This is a genomic window from Halothiobacillus sp., from assembly GCF_027346185.1.
Classification (GTDB): domain Bacteria; phylum Pseudomonadota; class Gammaproteobacteria; order Halothiobacillales; family Halothiobacillaceae; genus Halothiobacillus.
In genome coordinates, this window is sequence record NZ_DAIESY010000168.1 from 1 (window position 1) to 18472 (window position 18472).

The 18472-nt window shown below is 54.8% G+C and carries 20 protein-coding genes and 2 pseudogenes; 10 read left to right on the top strand and 12 right to left on the bottom strand.

Going from position 1 to position 18472, the window contains the following annotated elements; translation table 11 throughout:
• A pseudogene (locus M7R55_RS11730) lies at positions 1-125 on the top strand (IS5/IS1182 family transposase); the annotation flags it as partial.
• 138 nt (positions 126-263) lie between these two features.
• On the opposite strand, the pseudogene M7R55_RS11735 reads toward M7R55_RS11730, so the two are convergent.
• Together M7R55_RS11735 and M7R55_RS11740 are read right to left on the bottom strand one after the other, a co-directional pair.
• Positions 264-476, bottom strand: a pseudogene (locus tag M7R55_RS11735) (transposase); the annotation flags it as partial.
• A 5-nt stretch (positions 477-481) separates the two neighbouring features.
• Complete coding sequence (locus M7R55_RS11740) at positions 482-1195, bottom strand: YebC/PmpR family DNA-binding transcriptional regulator (protein WP_298220778.1); 714 nt, start codon at positions 1193-1195, stop codon at positions 482-484.
• 146 nt (positions 1196-1341) lie between these two features.
• Between M7R55_RS11740 and M7R55_RS11745 the strand changes: the two genes are divergently transcribed.
• Both M7R55_RS11745 and M7R55_RS11750 read left to right on the top strand, forming a co-directional pair.
• A complete protein-coding gene (locus M7R55_RS11745; protein ID WP_298220780.1) occupies positions 1342-1572 on the top strand; it encodes a hypothetical protein in 231 nt (76 codons plus the stop codon).
• A 9-nt stretch (positions 1573-1581) separates the two neighbouring features.
• Positions 1582-2049, top strand: a complete 468-nt coding sequence (locus tag M7R55_RS11750) for a YcgN family cysteine cluster protein (protein WP_298220782.1) — start codon at positions 1582-1584, stop codon at positions 2047-2049.
• Positions 2050-2065: 16 nt separating this feature from the next.
• Here the strand turns inward: M7R55_RS11750 and gluQRS are convergent, their stop codons facing one another.
• Entirely contained in the window at positions 2066-3001 is a 936-nt protein-coding gene (gene gluQRS / locus M7R55_RS11755; RefSeq protein WP_298220785.1) for a tRNA glutamyl-Q(34) synthetase GluQRS, read from the bottom strand.
• Positions 3002-3032: 31 nt separating this feature from the next.
• Between gluQRS and M7R55_RS11760 the strand changes: the two genes are divergently transcribed.
• From M7R55_RS11760 to M7R55_RS11775, 4 genes are read left to right on the top strand one after another with little or no spacing between them, the layout of a single operon-like run.
• Positions 3033-5225 (top strand): lytic transglycosylase domain-containing protein, encoded by a 2193-nt coding sequence (locus tag M7R55_RS11760; RefSeq protein ID WP_298220787.1) that lies wholly within the window; start codon positions 3033-3035, stop codon positions 5223-5225.
• The gene (gene sbcB, locus M7R55_RS11765; RefSeq protein ID WP_298220789.1) at positions 5225-6712 is read left to right on the top strand and encodes an exodeoxyribonuclease I; all 1488 of its coding nucleotides are present in this window, start codon (positions 5225-5227) and stop codon (positions 6710-6712) included. The genes M7R55_RS11760 and sbcB overlap by 1 nt, the downstream gene beginning before the upstream one ends.
• 54 nt (positions 6713-6766) lie before the next feature.
• Complete coding sequence (locus tag M7R55_RS11770) at positions 6767-7264, top strand: CBS domain-containing protein (RefSeq protein ID WP_298220791.1); 498 nt, start codon at positions 6767-6769, stop codon at positions 7262-7264.
• Positions 7261-7431, top strand: coding sequence for a CBS domain-containing protein (locus tag M7R55_RS11775; protein WP_298220793.1), 171 nt, complete (start codon positions 7261-7263; stop codon positions 7429-7431). Before M7R55_RS11770 ends, M7R55_RS11775 begins: the two co-directional genes overlap by 4 nt.
• Before the next feature lie 12 nt (positions 7432-7443).
• Here M7R55_RS11775 and M7R55_RS11780 read toward each other — a convergent pair whose 3' ends face one another.
• Both M7R55_RS11780 and nth read right to left on the bottom strand, forming a co-directional pair.
• Positions 7444-7872, bottom strand: a complete 429-nt coding sequence (locus M7R55_RS11780; RefSeq protein ID WP_298220795.1) for a DUF1841 family protein — start codon at positions 7870-7872, stop codon at positions 7444-7446.
• On the bottom strand, positions 7859-8566 hold the full coding sequence (gene nth, locus M7R55_RS11785) for an endonuclease III (protein WP_298220796.1): 708 nt from the start codon (positions 8564-8566) through the stop codon (positions 7859-7861). The genes M7R55_RS11780 and nth overlap by 14 nt, the downstream gene beginning before the upstream one ends.
• Positions 8567-8749: 183 nt before the next feature.
• Here nth and M7R55_RS11790 point away from each other — a divergent pair, with 183 nt between their 5' ends.
• Positions 8750-9295 (top strand): hypothetical protein, encoded by a 546-nt coding sequence (locus M7R55_RS11790; RefSeq protein ID WP_298220798.1) that lies wholly within the window; start codon positions 8750-8752, stop codon positions 9293-9295.
• 11 nt (positions 9296-9306) lie between these two features.
• A complete protein-coding gene (locus tag M7R55_RS11795) occupies positions 9307-9882 on the top strand; it encodes a cob(I)yrinic acid a,c-diamide adenosyltransferase (protein ID WP_298220800.1) in 576 nt (191 codons plus the stop codon).
• Between the two features lie 2 nt (positions 9883-9884).
• On the opposite strand, the gene M7R55_RS11800 is transcribed toward M7R55_RS11795, so the two are convergent.
• The 7 genes from M7R55_RS11800 to M7R55_RS11830 form a co-directional block, all read right to left on the bottom strand.
• Positions 9885-11081, bottom strand: coding sequence for a pyridoxal phosphate-dependent aminotransferase (locus tag M7R55_RS11800; protein WP_298220802.1), 1197 nt, complete (start codon positions 11079-11081; stop codon positions 9885-9887).
• Positions 11078-13195, bottom strand: a complete 2118-nt coding sequence (ovoA, locus tag M7R55_RS11805; protein WP_298220804.1) for a 5-histidylcysteine sulfoxide synthase — start codon at positions 13193-13195, stop codon at positions 11078-11080. The genes M7R55_RS11800 and ovoA overlap by 4 nt, the downstream gene beginning before the upstream one ends.
• Positions 13196-13261: 66 nt before the next feature.
• Positions 13262-14014: a YdiY family protein gene (locus tag M7R55_RS11810; protein ID WP_298220806.1), complete on the bottom strand. Its 753-nt coding sequence runs from the start codon at positions 14012-14014 to the stop codon at positions 13262-13264.
• A gap of 81 nt (positions 14015-14095) precedes the next feature.
• Positions 14096-14851 (bottom strand): lysophospholipid acyltransferase family protein, encoded by a 756-nt coding sequence (locus M7R55_RS11815; RefSeq protein ID WP_298220808.1) that lies wholly within the window; start codon positions 14849-14851, stop codon positions 14096-14098.
• Positions 14852-14857: 6 nt separating this feature from the next.
• Positions 14858-15427, bottom strand: a complete 570-nt coding sequence (gene pgsA / locus M7R55_RS11820) for a CDP-diacylglycerol--glycerol-3-phosphate 3-phosphatidyltransferase (protein ID WP_298220810.1) — start codon at positions 15425-15427, stop codon at positions 14858-14860.
• Positions 15424-16197, bottom strand: coding sequence for a UDP-2,3-diacylglucosamine diphosphatase (locus tag M7R55_RS11825; RefSeq protein WP_298220812.1), 774 nt, complete (start codon positions 16195-16197; stop codon positions 15424-15426). The genes pgsA and M7R55_RS11825 overlap by 4 nt, the downstream gene beginning before the upstream one ends.
• 43 nt (positions 16198-16240) lie before the next feature.
• Entirely contained in the window at positions 16241-16756 is a 516-nt protein-coding gene (locus M7R55_RS11830; RefSeq protein WP_298220814.1) for a peptidylprolyl isomerase, read from the bottom strand.
• Positions 16757-16910: 154 nt separating this feature from the next.
• Here M7R55_RS11830 and cysS point away from each other — a divergent pair, with 154 nt between their 5' ends.
• On the top strand, positions 16911-18275 hold the full coding sequence (gene cysS / locus M7R55_RS11835; protein ID WP_298220816.1) for a cysteine--tRNA ligase: 1365 nt from the start codon (positions 16911-16913) through the stop codon (positions 18273-18275).
• Positions 18276-18472 lie beyond the last annotated feature (197 nt).

Genomic DNA, 18472 nt, shown 5'->3' on the forward strand with positions numbered 1-18472 from the left:
TCATCAAATGCCAGTTTGGCTACCGGCAGGTACGCTACAAGGGTCTGGAAAAAAACCGTGCGCAGGTCATGAGCCTGATGGTACTGGCGAATCTTTACTTGCTGCGCGGGAGACTGGCGGCATGAACACAGGGAAAATCTGGCCAAAAACCGTCGAAATGCTGAAATTCGGGGAGATTTTCAGCCAAAACCGGCTCCACAAGCGAAAAAAATCGCGTTGAACGTCAGCCGCCCAGTATTTTCGATTCAATCAGAGGTTCCTCAGACGAGGTGGTGCAGCTTGTAGAGCGCTTTGTCGTATGTCTTGGGTTGTTTGCGATTCTTGCGTGGCGCCATCATGGTTTGTGTACCATGGGTTTGGGCTTTTTTCAGGATGTCGTCGCTGTCGTAGCCTTTGTCGGCAAGCAGAGAGTCCATCTTGAACCTGTCCATCAACCGCTCATCCTCTGCACAACCCGCTCAAGTACCTTCAGTGACTCCTATTAGAATGCTGCATCGTGATAAACGCTCTGAACATCCTCAACGTCGTTGAGCATGTCCAGTAGTTTTTCCATGGTTTCTATGTCGTCACCACTGATTGGTGTTGAGGTTTTGGGTACGAACTGGATTTCATCCACATCGAAATCGATCTCGCCAAAGGTGTGGATCAGGGCCTGACGGGCCTTACTGTATTCTGTTTGGGGGACGAATACGGTCACCTTGCCATCTTCACTTTCGATATCGGTGACATCGACATCTTCCATCAGCAGGGCTTCGAGCACGGCATCTTCTTCACTATTGAACACAAAAATAGCGGAGTGATCGAACTGGTGCATGACCGTGCCCGGCGTGCCGAGCTTGGTCTTGGTTTTGGTGAAACAGTTGCGCACGTCACCTATGGTGCGATTGGGGTTGTCGGTCAGGCAATCGACCAGAACCACCACGCCACCGGGGCCGAACCCTTCATAACGTGCCGGAGTGTAGTCTTCGCCGAAACCGCCCTTGGCTTTTTCAATGGCCTTTTCGATGACGTGGGCAGGTACCTGATCCTTTTTCGCACGTTCGATCATGCTGCGCAGCGCCAGATTGCCGTTGGGGTCGGTGCCACCGGTTTTGGCCACGACGTAAATCTCGCGGCCATACTTGCTGTAGACCTTGGCTTTGGCATCGGCCGTTTTGGCCATGGATTCTTTGCGGTTCTGGTAGGCTCTGCCCATGAGGTTCTGCTCCGGAAAATCGTGAGCGAGGATTCTAACTCAAACCCACACCGTTGTTTAAATTGCAGGCTGTGGGTCATTGAACTCAATAACGAAGTACAGTCACAATGATCCAGTTTTATTTGGCTGGTCGGAGGTCGATGAAAATGGATGGGACGATGTATCTGAAAAAACCATGGTTGGTGCTGGCAGGAGGCGTGCTTGTCCTCTCTGCGCTAATCGTATCGGGATGTGGTGCTGGTGGCACCGCAACTAATGCCGCTGCCGAGGCGCAAGCGGCCAAGGCGGCCAAGCAGGATTTGGATTCAGCCAAACGGCAGATTGATGCCGCCCAGAAGTTGCAGGATCAGCACCTCAAGCAAGCAGAGCAGCAGTAAGGCGTATGTATGACTGAACAAGACAAGCCGTTCTGGCTGAGTAAACGTTTGTCTGAAATGACAGCCGAAGAGTGGGAGTCGCTCTGCGATGGTTGCGCGAAGTGCTGCCTGCAAAAAATTTCCGATGAAGACGATAGCGAAGTCACGGTGTACTACACCGATCTGGCTTGCGATTTGCTGGATTTGAACACCTGCCGTTGCGGTGACTATCAGAACCGACATGAAAAAGTGCCCACCTGTGTCTGGCTCAAACCCGAGGATCTGGATGAATTTCATTGGTTGCCGGCGACTTGTGCTTATCGTCGATTGGCCGAGGGGCGTGATTTGCCCGAATGGCATCCGTTGAAAACCGGCCAGGCTGATTCCGCTCGAACGGCGGGTTTTGCGGTTATTGGGCGAGCGCGGCTAGTCGATGGACTGGATGAGGATGACTGGCCGGAACATATTGTTGAGTGGCCTTTAGAAGAAAGCCCTTAATATGGGGTCGGAATGTTTAACGGGAATTGGCTGTTTTTAGGTACTGCTTCGCCCATTGTTCGGTCCAATCTGCGCGCATTACCTCAATCCCGTTTTGCCCTGTCGGTGTTTTCAGCCCAAGGTGTACAGCGGCCGCCATGAGATTTTCTCGCGCACGGTGAGTATTCAATGCAGGCGCGTGATTGGTCTTGCTGAGTTTGAGTCCATTGCTGCCCAGCACAAGCGGCAAGTGACCGTACACTGGCGTTGGCGTATCTGGGTACAGGGCCTGATGCAGGGCGATATGAAGTGGTGTGAGCGCTGAGAGGTCGGCGCCGCGCACCACGTGGGTGATGCCCATCATTCGGTTGTCGACGACTTCGGCCAAGTGATAGGCAAAAACATCGTCCGACCGCCGCAAAATCGGGTCACCGATGGTTGTGGATAATGATTGTTCTATCTGCCCCAGAAAGCGGTCGGTGAATTGGATGGTCTCGGTGGGCACGATAAATCGAATGCCTGCCATTTCGTGTTCGGAAACAGCGCGTTCCCGGCACGTGCCCGGATAAATGGGACCGGCGAGACCTTCACTGGCCCGCCCGTTTTTTACGGCATCACGGAGCTCTTTGCGCGTGCAGATGCAGCGGTAGGTGAGGGCGATATCCGCCAATCGGTTCAACGCCTCCGTGTAGATATCATGTCTGGTTCGCTGCCGGACAATTTCGCCATCGGGCACCAGCCCATGTGCCGAGAGTTGGGTGATGATTTGCTCGGTTGTTGCCGGCAGGCACCGTTGTTCGTCCAGATCGTCAATCCGTACTTTCCATATCCCGTTGTGCGCATGCGCATCAAGATAACTGCCGAGTGCGGCTACCAGAGAACCCAGATGCAATGCGCCCGAAGGTGTCGGTGCAAATCGACCGATATAGGGGGAATTTGATTCGATGGCGAGGTGCCATTTCGTTCTGTCCATTATCTCGTTACTATGGTCTTGGGTCGTTCAAATGCCAACCTTGGCCATGATTCAGGCGGCTCTGCAGCAGGTGGATATGAAGATGAATTCGGATCGATCATTACGCAACCTTTTCGTTCGATGGAAAAGGTTGTTGTTACCGATCATGGTGCTCACGACGATGGTGTTCGCACGTGCTCATGCAGATGCGAACGTGCCCAAGCCGACCATAAGCCCAGCCACCACCCATGTCACTCCAAATGTCATTACCGATTGGACGCCGCCGCCTGCCTTTCTGGCCGGAATGGCGGCCATCGCTCAAGGTGATTCTGCCGCAGTTGATGCTGCAATCGCTGCACTGAAGGATAATCCATTGGCGACCTATCTTCGCTTCCGTTTCCTGCTCGATCCGCCGACCTCTGACACTGCACCCGTCATTGCGTTCTTGCAGGCGCACCCGGATTACGTATTCAGCGCGCAGTTGAAAAGCCAGACATTGAATCGCTTGATTAGCAAGCAACAATTTGCCGACTATCAACGACTTCAAGCAGTCGCTCCTGAACTGAAATCCAACCGACGGCTTAGTTGTCAGGGTTGGCAAGCGGCACTAGAGCTTGGGACGTTGTCTGAACAGCAGGTCAAGGATGCAGAACAATTCTGGGCCCAAGGCCCCAACCAGCCACCCTATTGCGATTCGATCTTCAAGTGGTTGCGGGCCAATGACAAGCTAACGCCAAATCTTTATCGTCAGCGAATTCAGGCGTCGATGATCGCGGGCAATCCGAGCTTCGCCTCGTATTTGGTTCGGGATGGAACATCGCGAAAGATCAATGGATTGGACACCTATTTCAAGCGTTGGGATGAGGCTCGTCAGGATCCTCAAAGCACCTTGCAACAGGCGCTGAAACGATACCATTCATATCCCGGTCACGACGAACAGGCGCTGCTCATTCAGGCGTTCAATGGGCTGGGGCGCAGTGACCCGCAAGCCGCGCATGATTTGCTTGCGCAGTTGCCTAAGTCCTGGCAAATCAAGTCGGATGAACAGGCCGAAATTGCCCGCGTTATCGCGCTGAAGGCCGCCTATACCCGCATGCCGCAGGCGTATGACTGGCTGATGGCTTTACCCGAATCGGTTCAGGATAAAGAAACGCGCACCTGGACGGCTCGTGCCGCTTTACGTGCGGAGGATTGGGCGCGGCTGAAAGTCGCTATCAATACCATGCCAGTTGATCTCACCCAAACGCCGCAGTGGCAGTATTGGCTGGCGCGTGCTGATGCCGAGCTGGGTCGGAGTCAGGAAGCCCGTGCGCGGTGGCAGGCATTGGTGCATACCCCGGATTATTACGGACTGCTTGCGGCCGATCGCCTGGGAATTGCCTATCCGTGGCCCAAAACTCCTCCGCTGCCAGTGATGAATACCCGTGAAGTGGAGAAGAACCCGACCATACAACTTGCGTTTTACTTGCATGCAGCGGGGTTGACAGATGATGCCCGGCGGGCGTTTTTGTCCGCGCTCAAGGAAATACCCCCCGAGCAGATTCCCGCACTAACCCTGCTTGCCGAGCAGTCAAAATGGCATGATCGTGTATCCATCGCCATTGCCCGAATGAACAAACAGGACGATCCGCGCTGGTTTGCGGCGCGATTTCCGACCCCTTGGGAGTCGACGGTGGACGCTCAGGCCAAGGCGCAAGGCATCGCTTCAAACTGGCTGTATGGGGTGATTCGGCGGGAAAGTCTGTTCATGAGCGATGTCGGCTCAGGTGCGGGTGCGCAAGGATTGATGCAGCTCATGCCAAACACCGCGCGCTGGATCAATCGCAAGGCCGATCTGGGTTTGACGACGATGAACCTGCATGATCCCAAGACCAGTATCACCCTCGGCGCCGCTTATCTCTCTTACCTTAAAGACAAGTTCAACGGTCAACTGCCACTGGCGATTGCTGCTTATAACGCAGGTCCCGGCAGGGTGCGCCAGTGGTTGCCGGAAGATCGGAATCTGCCGGGTGATGTCTGGGTGGATACGATTTTGTTCGATGAAACACGTAATTATGTTCGGGCCGTGCTGTCTGCGACCATGATTTACGCGTGGAGAGAATCGATGGAGCCTGAATCGAAATCAACGCAGAATACGGATAATCTGCTTTCATTGCTCACACCCGTCCAGGCAAGCAATCCGACGACTCTGTCTTCAGTTAAACCCGCAGCCACTGTCGTCGCCGATCGAGTTGCGGGTAACTGATGAGTTTTCTGTTCTACGATTTAGAGACCACCGGTTCCGATCCGCGTTGCGATCGCCCAATACAGTTCGCAGCCTTGCGAACCAATGACGAGCTAGAGCCTATCGGCTCGCCCATAACGCTTTATGCCACGCTCTCGCCCGAAGTGTTGCCGCACCCCCAGGCCGTGCTGGTCACGGGCATTTTGCCTCAAACACTCGCCTCTTCCGGTGGTCGGCCCGAAGCGGAATTCGCCGCACTCATTCATGCCGAAATGATGCAACCAGACACCTGCGCTGTGGGTTTCAACAGCCTGCGCTTTGATGCCGAGCTTTTGCGCTTCATGTTCTGGCGTAATTTGCGCGATCCTTATGCCCATGAATGGAAATCAGGCAATAGTCGCTGGGATGTGCTGGATGCCGCCCGGGCGTTTCGCCTGTTGCGGCCTGAAGGCATTCAATGGCCCACGGACGAGCAGGGCGCGCCTACCTTGCGGCTCGAGGCATTGACCAAAGCCAATGAAATCGCCCACGCCAACGCGCACGATGCCTTGGGTGATGTTGAAGCCACACTTGCCTTCGCGCGACTGATGCGCGCCCAGTCGCCCAAACTGTTCGGTTACCTTTTGAGCCTGCGCAAGAAAGCCGTTGTGGCTGATTTCGTGGATAACCCGGAGCGTGAATCCTTCGTGCATGTCTCCGGACGCATCTCCTCCACGCTTGGCAGTGCGTCCGTATTCGCCAACCTTGGACAAGTGCAGGGCATCAATACGCAGCGTCTGCTTTGGGATTTGAGATTCGACCCTACCGAAGTGCTTGATGACGATATGGAAACACTCGCGGCGCGGCGTTTTCTGCGAGACGCGGATGCACAAGATAACCAGCATCGGCTGCCCATCAAGCTGTTGCATCTCAATCGTGCCCCGGTGGTGGTCGCCAACACCATCCTCAAAGAAGGGGATATCGTCGAGCGGATGCAACTCGATTTAGACGCGGTACAAAAAAATACACGCACCATGGCTCAATTCAAGCGTGAAGTTGCCGATAAATTACATGCGGTATTGGCCGAGCCGCCCGCATTTGCTTTACAGGATGCGGAATGTGCCCTGTATGAAGGATTCATGCCGAATGCAGATCGATATCTGCTGGATGATTTCAACCGGGTGTTTGATCAGGCGATGGCCGCGGGAGGCAGTGCACAGGATGTGCCGGTGACCGAGGCCCTGCGCAAGCTTATGGCGCAGTCGTGGCAGGATGCGCGCTTGCCGGAAATGGTATTCAGGTTTGTCGCCCGCTTGCGGCCCGATTTATTGAATGAGGACGAACGGACTCAATGGCAAAGTTTGGTGGATTCACGTTTGAATGCCGCACCTGACCAGCGTTATATGGGTTTTGCGGGATTTTTCGCGGCAATCGATGCCTTGATGGCTGATGCGGCCTATCGAGATGAAGCGACTCTTGCGCTACTGACTCAACTCAAAGCCTGGGGAGAAACGCGAATTCGAAGATAGTTTCACGGCGGTCTGAAAGAGGCTTGTTCACGTTTTGGAAAGAGTGGGCTGGATATGAGTTTCATCGTTTTTGGACCGGGTATAAGTGACCACCTGACGCTGAATCAGGCATTGTCGCCTTCTGCCATGCCTAGCCAGCCTCAGGCCGTTGTTCCAACGAACAGCACGCGGCGAGTCCAAGATACAGACGAAGATCATTCAGGTCATGATGCCTGGCGAGAAGAATTGCAGGGTGAAATGGCTGATGGCGCTGCGCCACGAACTTCGGCCATTGGTGCCTACGAGTCTGTGCGGCACGTTCAGAAAGAATTGGGGCCGGTGCAATTTGCCGAGCAGATCATGACATCGCCCGTACTGAGCTTGATGCCTGATGCACCCATCTCTGAATTTCGTGCGCTCATTACCCGACGGAAAATCGGTTTGGTGCCGCTGATCGATGCACAAAAAAGGCTCGTTGGCATTGTGACCAAAGGCGATTTGACTCGGCAACGCGTGCGCTACACCGATCTTGCACCAAGACCCGTTCCACCATCGCGACGCCCAATGTATTGACAGCAACGACGAACACCAATATCCGCGAACTGGCCCGTGTGCTGCTGGCGCAGGATATTCGCGGCTTGCCGATTGTCAATGAAGCAGGCGAAGTTGTCGGTGTGGTGACGCGCGGCGATATTCTCCGCGCCCTCGTCAACTACGCGCCATTAGAACTGTGGCTGTAGCCAGTGGCTCAATCAGCTCACGATATCCGCCATGCAGCGCAACAGCGCCACGCCATCGGGTTCGGTGCCATCGCGTTGTGCACGCCAGAGCGCCTCACTCAAGCATTCCATAATCTTATGCTCAGCCTTCAGCATGTCGCCTGTTTTGCGACATAGCTCTTGGTGCTGTTGGCGGAAACCGGGCGGTTGGTCTATCTCAACCATCTCCCGTATCGACAGATGAAATCCGAGATGAAGAAAGGGGTTGGTTTCTCCATTCTCGGGTAACCAGTCTTTTTCCAGCGCGCGTTCCGGGTCGCTCATCAGTTCATGGTATTCGGGGTGTTGACCAATCACTTCACTGATCTTGAGTTCAAGTGCCGTCATCGGAAGGCCTTCGCGCTGCTTTTTCCAGGCCTCAAGAAAAGGTTGGCGCATCTGACGTCGGTCATTGCTGTACATGGGCCGTTTCCATAGAAAATGATTCGGGTGTGTTGTATTTGCCGGTGAACTCCGAGTTGCAGCCTTCCGTTTTGTGACGGTAATCACACAGATCACAGACAATGCAGGCGCCGCAATCGGGCTTGCGTGCCTTGCAGGTATAGCGACCATGCAGAATCAGCCAGTGATGGGCGTCGATCAGGTATTCTTTCTGTACATGTTTCATTAGCGCCTTTTCTACCGCGAGCACGGTTTTTCCTGGCGCAAGCCCTGTGCGATTGGCCACACGGAAGATATGCGTGTCCACCGCCATGACCGGTTCACGAAACAGGGTATTGAGTACGACATTTGCCGTCTTGCGACCGACGCCGGGTAACGATTCCAGTGCTGCGCGATCGCGTGGTACCTCGCTGGCGTATTGCTCCAGCAGGATCTGGCAGGTGGCTAGAACATTGCGGGTTTTGGCACGATATAAACCCAATGTTTTCAGATAAGATTCCAGTTGTTCCTCACCCAGCGCCAATAGGGCTTCTGGCGTGTTGGCAACCGGATATAATCGGCGAGTGACTTTGTTCACCGCCACATCGGTCGATTGCGCGGAGAGCATAACGGCGATCAGGAGCTCGAACCCAGTATCGAATAACAGTTCGGTTTTCGGGTTCGGGCGTTGTGCGGCCAGTCGCTGGAAAAACAGACGGCGGGTATTTTTATTCATTGTGGAACTAATGGTTTCTCGCGCTATCTTCTTAAACGAAAGATCTGAATACATCCACGATGGATTTTTCTGATCAGTTTGGCTGCTTGTTTCCGTTTGATTGTAGAAGTTCGGAAATCATCTTACCGGTAAATATTGCATTCGTGGCGCCGAGCCGCGGATGGTGATTGAGAGGCGATTATTATGCAGAAGTTTTGGGGACGCGTCGGCGCGGCGTGGGGGGTGTTGGGGCTAACCGCACTGCTGGGTTGGGCGGTGTATCGGGTCTATCCCTTCGCGCTTGAGGCCACACACGAACCATGGCGCTGGTACGAAATGGCTTTCTTCGTCTTCTGGATGGTGTTCATGCTCTATGGCGAGGGCTTTAAAGGGTTCCAGAAAGGTTTTTCGCCCCGGGTTGTCGCTCGTGCGGCTCATCTGGCTCAAAACCCGGTCTGGTGGCACGTCCTACTGGCGCCGTTGTATTGCATGGGATACATCCACGCCACACGCAAGCGCCGTATTGTCGCCATTTCGGTGACGACGGGCATTGTTGTGTTGATTGTCGCTGTCCATTGGCTACCCCAGCCATGGCGTGGCATTGTTGATATGGGTGTTGTTGCGGGTTTGATTTACGGTCTCGGCGCGATGTGGGTTTACGCCATTCAGGCGCTGATCGGTCATGAAATCAATCACCCGACGGATGTGCCGACGAACGGCTCCATGCCCATGTCGCCACCATCAGCGTGAACGGGTCATTGATGAGCGATTCTACAGATTCCAAAAACCGCCTTACACGTATTGTCACGCGAACCGGAGATGGCGGGATGACTGGCATGGCGGATGGCGCGCGCCTTCCAAAAACACACCCGCGTGTCGTGGCTCTGGGTGAGCTGGATGAACTCAATGCGCATATCGGTTTGTTGCGTAGTTACATGAAGCCTGTGGATGCCCCCCGCCTCGATTTGTTTCTGGAAGTACAACAACACGCGCTGTTCGACTTGGGCGGTTTTATTGCCATGGCGAGTCTGGCCGATAGCTCCATGCTGCCGGATTTGAATGCGCTAGAACAATGGGTGGAGCAAAGCAACGCCGGTTTGCCGCCCCTCAAGGAGTTCATCCTGCCGGGCGGATCAGTCACACTAGCCCAATCGCACATTGCCCGTGTAACGGCCCGGCGTGCCGAGCGGAATCTATGGGCGTTGGTGGCAGAAGATGCCTCGACCGAGCCCGTTGCGGTGTATCTCAATCGGCTTTCTGATGCGCTGTTTATCCTTGCCAGGATACTGGGTGAGGCAGACGGCAGCATGGTCTATTGGCGCAAAGCATCACGCTAAATTCAAGCAGACAAAATCGCCTTTCGTAATTGGTCGAGTGAACGCGTCAGGGTATCCGGCGGGCAGCCGATATTAAGCCGCATAAAACCGCTGCCCGCTTGACCGAAGCTGATGCCCGGATTGAGCCCCAACCCGGCCTGTTTGACAAAAAAATCTGAAAGTGCAGCGTCATCGTATAGCTTGAGTCTTTGCATCAGAACACGGCAGTCCAGCCAGAGCAGAAACGTCGCTTCGGGCGAAGTGACGTTGATCCCCAGATCTTCCGCTGCAAAAATACGGCATACCCGATTACGATTCGCTTCGAGTTGACGCATTAATCCGTTCAACCAGTCCGCGCCGAATTGGTAGGCCGCAATCAATGCGGTAATGCCAAAAACATTGCCGGAACCCAAACCCGCATTGATGACGCTTTCTTGTACCTGTCGGCGAAGCTCCTGGTTTTCAATCACGGCAAAAGCGGTGTTCAGCCCAGCGATATTGAAGGTTTTGGATGGTGCATTCAGTGTGATGCAGTTGGCGGCTATTTCGGGCGAGAGCGAGGCAATCGGGATATGCCGATTGGGTTCGTACACAAGATCAGCGTGAATCTCATCGACAAGAATCAAGACACCCGCATCGATACAAATTTGGGCCATTCGTGCCAATTCTTCGCGTCGCCAGACCCGTCCAACCGGGTTGTGCGGCGAGCAGAGAATGAATAGCCGCGCCTGTCGCGCTTTCGCTGTGAAATCGTCCCAGTCGATTTCATACCCTTCGGGTGTCCAGCGCAGTGTATTTTCCAGCAGGCGCCGATGATGGCTGACGGGCATTTGATGAATGGGGGGATACACCGGTGTTTGTACGAGCACACCATCGCCCGGTTGACTGAACAAATGCACCAATAAACTCAAGGTAGCTACAACACCCGGCAAGGGCAGGATGGATTTGGTATCGACATCCCATCCATGACGGGTGGCTAACCAGCCCCCAATGGCAGAATAAAATTCGGGCGGGTAGATTGCATAACCATAGACGGGATGTGCTGCGCGGGCTTCAAGCGCATTTTGTACGGCTGCGGGTACCGGGAAATCCATATCCGCAACCCAAAGCGGAATGACATCAGCCCGACCGAACCTGGCCGCACGTGCGTCGTATTTGACGCAATCGGTACCGGCTCGGTCAACGCCCTGCGTGAAATCAGGTTTAGGCTCTGTGATCATTTTTTTGGGTCATTCTTTTTTTCCCAGATCGTCATCTCCGCGATGCTGTGCTGGAATTTACGCGCCGTTTCGCGGATGACGAAGGGCACGTCCTGCCGGGAAATCAGCCTGAATTGAGCTTGCAGTCGCTGGGAAAGACCCTCGAAACTGGTAATCGATTCGCCATCCTGACGAATACCGCCCAGCCACTGTTCTTTGGGCGTGTGTTCTTCCAACCATGTGTAGGGTGAGGTCAGGATCAGCAGACCGCCGGGATTTAGGCGTTCTGCGGCATCGCGCAGGAATTTGCCCGGATCGTAGAGTCGATCGATCAAATTACCGGCAAAAATCAAATCGTAGCCGGTAAATTGAGGTTTAAGGTTGCAGGCATCGGCTTGCCAGAAGCTGACTTTTTCGGGTGTTGACGCCAAGTGGGCGGGCAGGGTGGCTTCGCGGAATTCGACCAGCTCACCTTCCGTGGGTAAGGTATAACGAATCCGACCCTCGGTTTTCATCTGCTCGGCAACGCGCACGAAGCGGGCGGAGAAATCCAGACCTGTGACTTCATCAAACACGCTTGCCAGTTCAAAGCTGCTGCGACCGGTGGCGCATCCGATGTCGAGCGCACGGCGTTTGGGTTTGTTTGCCATCGCGTCAAGGCAAAGCCGCGCACATTCGGCAGGGAAATTGGGCACTTCAAAATAACGCGACCCCCAGCCGAATTCGGCGTATTGGCTCACCAATGCGTCGGTTTCGTACACGCTGGCGTTAATGCGCTCGACATAATCGCTGTGCACATAGCGAAAACCGGCGAGTTGAAAGAAGTGCCGCCGAAAGGCATAGCGGGCCGACTGGAGCGCTTCGTTGCCTGTGCTGATGAATGAACCGCCTTTGATCAGATTGTGTTTGCCATCGAAAGTTGGCGTGGTGAAATCGTCATAAAGCGGATGAACCTCGAAGCCTTCGAAGGGATAAATCGGTGTGTTCGTCCACTGCCAGACATTACCGACCACATCGTAAAAGTCCCCCTGCCGGAAGCGGTTCACCGGGCAGGCGCTGGCCTCATAACCCAGCGCAATATTGCCCGGAGGAATGCCGTCCCAGACGCCTTGATCGGGGATATCTGTTTCATCCAGAAGCCGATACCATTCATCTTCGAACGGAAGTCGAATTGTTTTACCGGTTTTAGCTGATAACCAGTTACAGAAGGCTTCGGCTTCCAGTTGATTGACATCGACCGGCCAGTTCAGGGGCAGTGGGATTTCTGTTGCGAGTGTGCGGTGGCGGAATCCATTTGGCTGTGTGGAATCTGCAATCCAGAATATGGGATGTTCCGGTTGCCGAAATTGCCGCCATGCCAAACCTTCTTCACCCCAATAAGAATCGTGGTGATAACCGCCATCCCGAACAAATTCAAGAAACTCACCATTGCTGACCAAAAAACGGCTGGCAGAGAAGGCGGGGATTTGCGCCTCGTGGCGACCGTATTCATTATCCCAGCCGTAGAACCGATCGTGCTTCCCCAAGGTGACCTTTCCGGCAGGCACGGGAATCAGCTCGTTTGAATGGTTCGGCCCCACGTCCTCGCAGACCGGCCAGTGGGCCGGTTGAGGCCGCACCGACTCGATGGGTGTCTGACGAATTAGAACAGAGGAGGTTTCCAGATGAATACGTTCATGCTCGATACCCATCAGGATTGGCCAGAAAGGGGAATCCCAATCAATAGGCAGACTGAGCGGCAGTGTTCGGATGAGCTGATCGACGGCGGCCCTGACCTGCTGGCGGTAGGCTCTGGTTTCCTCGACGGTTGGCCAGTCGTAATGCGCTTCGTTCAGATCATCCCAGCTCATCTCGTCCACACCAACAGCAAACACCGATTCCAGCCGGGGATTGATTCGTTCAGGAAGCAATTTTGCAAGAATCAGTTTATTGACGAAGAATACGGACGTATGGCCGAAATAGAATATGTGTGGGTGGCGCAGCGATTCGGGTCGCTGGTAGAACACGCTATCGTCGATAAACAGGCCGAACAACCGCTCAAAGGTATCCATTGTGGTATGCATATAGGCACGAATTTCTTCACGCTTTGCTTCCACATCTGTGCCATCCAGTCGGGGTGGGCAGATAAAGGACATTCAAAAACTCCGTGGGGCCAGCAAGCCCGAAATTAAGATAAGTCTGGAGTGTAGACGGTGCGCGTTTCAATTGTCACCGAAGGCGTACACCAGATTGACCGAAGTGAAGGTATCGGTTTTCTTCTTGTCGGCCGGGACATTCGTGTTGTGTTGAACGGTATAGGCAACCTTCAGCGCCATGGTTTTGGTGAGATTCACACTCAGTCCGCTCACCGATTCTAGTTCCGTATTGGCCGCGCCGCCGAGCACCAGCAAAGTCTGTTCGAATGTTGCTGTCTCTGAAATCTTGTAGCTGAAATCGCCCTTGGCCAGACCGATCAGATTATTCTCTGCCGGCCCGTCCATTAACTTGGAACGACGATAGCCCGGGCCGGCTTCGACGCTCAAGCCCCCCCGGTCGGATACCCAGAGTTTATGTCCCAGACCTGCGGCGATCGCAGCCTGATAGCTGTAACCAGAGAAGGCATCATGACTCGCGCGGAGCGTATCGAAAGCGTAGTTACGCGGATTGAGATCGTAATGAGTCGACAATTCTCCAACGGTCCGGTTAGCCGTTGAATTTCCATCTTCACTGGCTTGCAGGCTACTGAGCTTGAAGCGATGTGACCAAGGGCCGCTTTCGTACTCGAGCTGAAGCTTCCCATTGACGTTACTGGTCCGGCTATTGCCCGTGGACACGGATGCACCGAGTTCGGCGGAACCTGACCAGGATGAGGTTTTCTTGTCTGTCTTCTCGGCCGCATGCGCCGTCGATAGAAGTAAAACAAATGTGCCCAAACTGGTGAGGAGAATGACTAGAGATTTCCGATAAATCGGCATAAGAACAACCCTTGATCATGTTAAAGAAATTGATGGTATACGCTCCAAGTGCTGATGAACACCTGAAATGGCTTATAACCATTAAGGATTAGTGTCGGTTTGGCGCTTGATTGACGGGTGTATTGCTTGGGATATGCGCTGTTGAGCCAACTCGGCCAACTGGTTGCGAGTTGTTGGTTCGTGTGTGTCGATGGTTTCAAGCAGATAGACCTCTGCGATCAATCTGCGTGTGGCGAGTATGCGACCGATCGAGCCCAGAATATGGTCATTGTCGATATAGGCCGCCGATCGGGCGAGTCGGCCATCGGGCAACCGATAGCGAATGGCGATGGGGCGTACCGATGCCCGACAATCGATGGCGGTTTGAAACAGCCGGGCATGGAAGCGCTTCACCTTGTGGCCATCGGTCGTCGTGCCCTCCGGGAAGATCACGATATGTCGTCCGCTCAACAGGCCTTCTGCAATGGCTGGACGAGCGCCTTCACTACCGGAACCCCGTTGCATGAACAGCGTGCCCGCTGCCGCGGCGAGATTGCCTATGACTGGCCAGGATCGTACTTCCTGTTTTGAAACAAAAACAGCATGAGGCGCGAGACTGCCCAAAAGTGGGATATCCAGCCAGCTTATGTGATTGGATACCCAAAGCTGTGGCGCGTTTTCGGGCAAGCTGCCCCGCACATGGATTTCGATATTGAGAATCCACAACACTTTCTCGTGCCAAGCGCGCACCAGTTCGGCTTGCCGTGCCGGGTCGCGTTTATTTTGCCTCTGCGTGATGTGGTTGCCGCGCAGTATATGGGCCACGAGGCGGGCGGTGCGAAGCGGAACCCACCACATGGCCGATCAGCGCACTTTGTGATGGGCCCGCACGGCGCGCCACGCGGCCAAACCATAGAGAAATCCGGATAGCAGCGTGAGCAGGGCGGCGACAACCAGCAACCAATAGCCGATTTGATAGACCGGCACCACGTCCCAGAGCGGGAACCAGTTCAGCATGAACAGGATGGCGAACATCTGTGCCACGGTTTTGAGTTTACCGATCTGTGATACGGCGACGGCAGCCCGGTTTCCCGTCTCCGCCATCCATTCGCGCAAGGCCGAAATGAATATCTCGCGCCCGATGATGACGATGGTTGAAAGCACCAGCAAAATATCGCCGTTCGAATAAACCAGTAGCATTAGGGCAGCAGCGACAATGAGTTTGTCCGCGACCGGGTCGAGAAAGGCACCGAACGACGATTGCTGGTTCCAGCGCCGCGCCAGATAGCCATCCAGGAAATCGGTGGCAGCGGCGAGACCAAAAATCCAGGCCGAAAGTGGGCGAGCCGCATCAAACGGCGCAAATAAATAGACAAACACCAGTAAAGGTATGGCCGCGATGCGTAACCAGGTGAGAAAGAGCGGTAGCGTCATCGGGTCGTTTCCCTTGCTGATTTGCTTGATTCTGACAGCGTGATGCGTTCAATGATTTCAGTGTTATTGGAATCAAAACGTTCCAGCGTGATCACATCTGCATTGAGTGCAACCAGCCAGCCGTGGGTGGACCAGTCTCCCGTGACCACGCGCGCGCCCCCGTCGACCAACCGATGGATGGCCGGGCGGTGGGTATGGCCGTGGATCAGCACCTTGGCGCCTTGTGTCTGCATCAGGGTTGAAACGGCACTGGCATTCACATCCATGATGTCTTCTGGCTTGCTGCTCGATTCGGTTTTGCTCCGGGCGCGCAATCCTTCGGCGATCGCAATGCGTTCGGCCAGCGGCTTGGCGAGAAAATCACAGCGGAATGTCGGAGAACGCAACTGCTGACGCATGGCCTGATAGGCGAGATCGTCCGTGCAGAGCGTGTCCCCGTGGCAAAGCAGGATGGTTTCGCCTCGATAGGACAGCGGAAATACATCGGGCAGGTTTTCTGCACCAATTCGATCGAGCAGATTCTGCCCGACCAAAAAATCCCGGTTGCCCGCCAGAAAATACTTTTTGCAGGGCAGGGCAGATAGTTGATCAAGCGAGTGGCCGATCGCATCGGGCAAAGGCTGATCATCGCCCACCCAGTAATCGAACAGATCACCGAGAATATAAAGCGCATCCGCCTTGGCCGCACGGGCCATGAGCGCTGCGAATGTATCGGTCTGCGGATTGGCCGGTGAGAGGTGTATGTCGGCTATAAGCAGAATTTCGGCCACTGGGGTCATTCCTTCAATATGCTTGATCAAGTTCTGGAATTAATCAGGCGGTAACGCGTTCTGCCGCAGTGATGATCACATCCTCGGCCGGCACATCGCTATGGCCATTACGGCGGCCGGTAGGCAGTGTCGCCATGGCATCGACGACCGCCATGCCATTGACAACCTGACCGAATACGGCGTAGCCATAACCTTGCGGGTTCGGTGCCGTGAAATCAAGAAAACTGTTGTCCTTGAGATTGATGAAAAACTGGCTGGTTGCAGAATGCGGGTCGCCGGTACGCGCCATGGCGATGCTGCCGCGGACATTCTTCAGGCCGTTATCCGCTTCGTTGGCAATCGGCGGCATGGTTTTCTTTTGTTCCATATCCGCCGACATGCCGCCACCTTGCGCCATAAAGCCCGGAATGACACGGTGGAAGATGGTGCCAACGAAATGGCCGCTATCCACGTAGGCCAGGAAGTTGGCGACGGTGGCGGGCGCTTTCTCGGCATTCAGTTCCAGAGTGATGGTGCCAAGACGGGTGGTGAGGGCGACGCGTGGTTGTGGGTTGCTCATTTACTGATTACTCCAGATAACAAAAGGGATGTTTGGCAAGGAAAGACAGAACTCGCATACTGCGCGACTGCTTTCATATTTTGGGTTGAGATTGCACGATAAAGTCGCAATCATACACGCAACATTTGGCCCTATTAACGAGAAAAGTCACATTATGCTGGTTATTTATGACTCCCACGCACGCGCCAAGCGTGAATTCGTGCCGATCAAACCCAAAACCGTGGGGATGTATGTCTGCGGCATGACGGTTTATGACCGCTGCCATATCGGCCATGCGCGGGTAATGGTTGTGTTCGATATGGTTGTCCGCTATCTCAGGGCAAGCGGTTACGAGGTGCACTACGTGCGCAATATCACGGATATCGACGACAAGATCATCGCCCGTGCTGCCGATAACAAGGAAAGCATTCGTAATCTGACCGAGCGTTACATCGAAGCCATGCACGATGACGCAGCAGCCCTAGGCTGCCTGCCGCCCTCGGCCGAGCCGCGCGCCACCGAATCGGTCGGCGATATGGTGGCGATGATCGAAAGCCTGATCGAGCGCGGCCACGCCTATCGCGCAGCCAATGGCGATGTTTATTTTGATGTCTCCACGTTTGACCGATACGGTGCGCTTTCCAACCGCAATCCAGAAGATTTGCGCGCCGGGGCGCGTGTCGAGATCGACGAGGCGAAAACCGATCCACTCGATTTCGTGCTCTGGAAGGCAGAAAAACCCGGAGACCCGAGTTGGGATGCGCCTTTCGGCCCAGGTCGTCCGGGCTGGCATATCGAGTGCTCGGCCATGTCGACCCGCGCACTGGGGCCGACCTTCGATATTCACGGGGGTGGGCAGGACCTGCAGTTCCCGCACCATGAAAACGAAATCGCCCAAAGCGAGTGTGCGACGGGCCATCATTACGTCAACTACTGGATGCACAACGGCTTTGTGCGGATCAACGAAGAGAAGATGTCCAAATCCCTGGGCAATTTCTTCACTGTCGCGGAGGTGATGCGGCAATATCACCCGGAAGTGATCCGGCTGTTCGTTTTGTCCAGTCACTACCGCAGTCCCTTGAATTATTCGGATCAGAATCTCGATGCGGCGCGCGCCAGTCTGACACGCTGGTACACGGCCATAAAGGACGCACCCCAAAATGGAATACCCATCCCGGCGGTTATGGCCCGTTTTCATGAGGTGATGGACGACGATTTCAATACGCCGGAAGCCTTGGCGATCGTGTTCGAGCAGATCAGCGAATTGAACCGCAGCAAGGACGCGAATTGTGCCGCGACGATACAGGCCATCGGGGAAATCCTGAACCTCGGTCAGCACGATCCGCAAAGTTTTCTGCAATGGGCGCCCGCGTCGCAGAATCAATTGAGCGACGAGGCGATTGAACAGAAAATCGCCGAACGTGCTGAAGCGCGCGCCAATAAGGATTTTGCGGCATCGGACCGGATTCGCGATGAACTGCTGGCCGCTGGCATCGTGCTCGAAGACAAGGCCGGGCAAACCACTTGGCGGCGCGGCTAACAGGGGGCTGATTCGAACACTAGTGTACTGTTTCGCTCTTGGAGGCACATTCAGCGAGTCGCTGGCCGATTAGATGCAAGGCGCGCTCGCGCCGCAATGGCCGCCCCCTTGCAAGCGAGCGCAACGCCGCAGATGATCGGCCAGCGGCTCGCCCGATGGGAGTGCTCCGAATGCGCCATGACGGCGTTGCCGTGCTT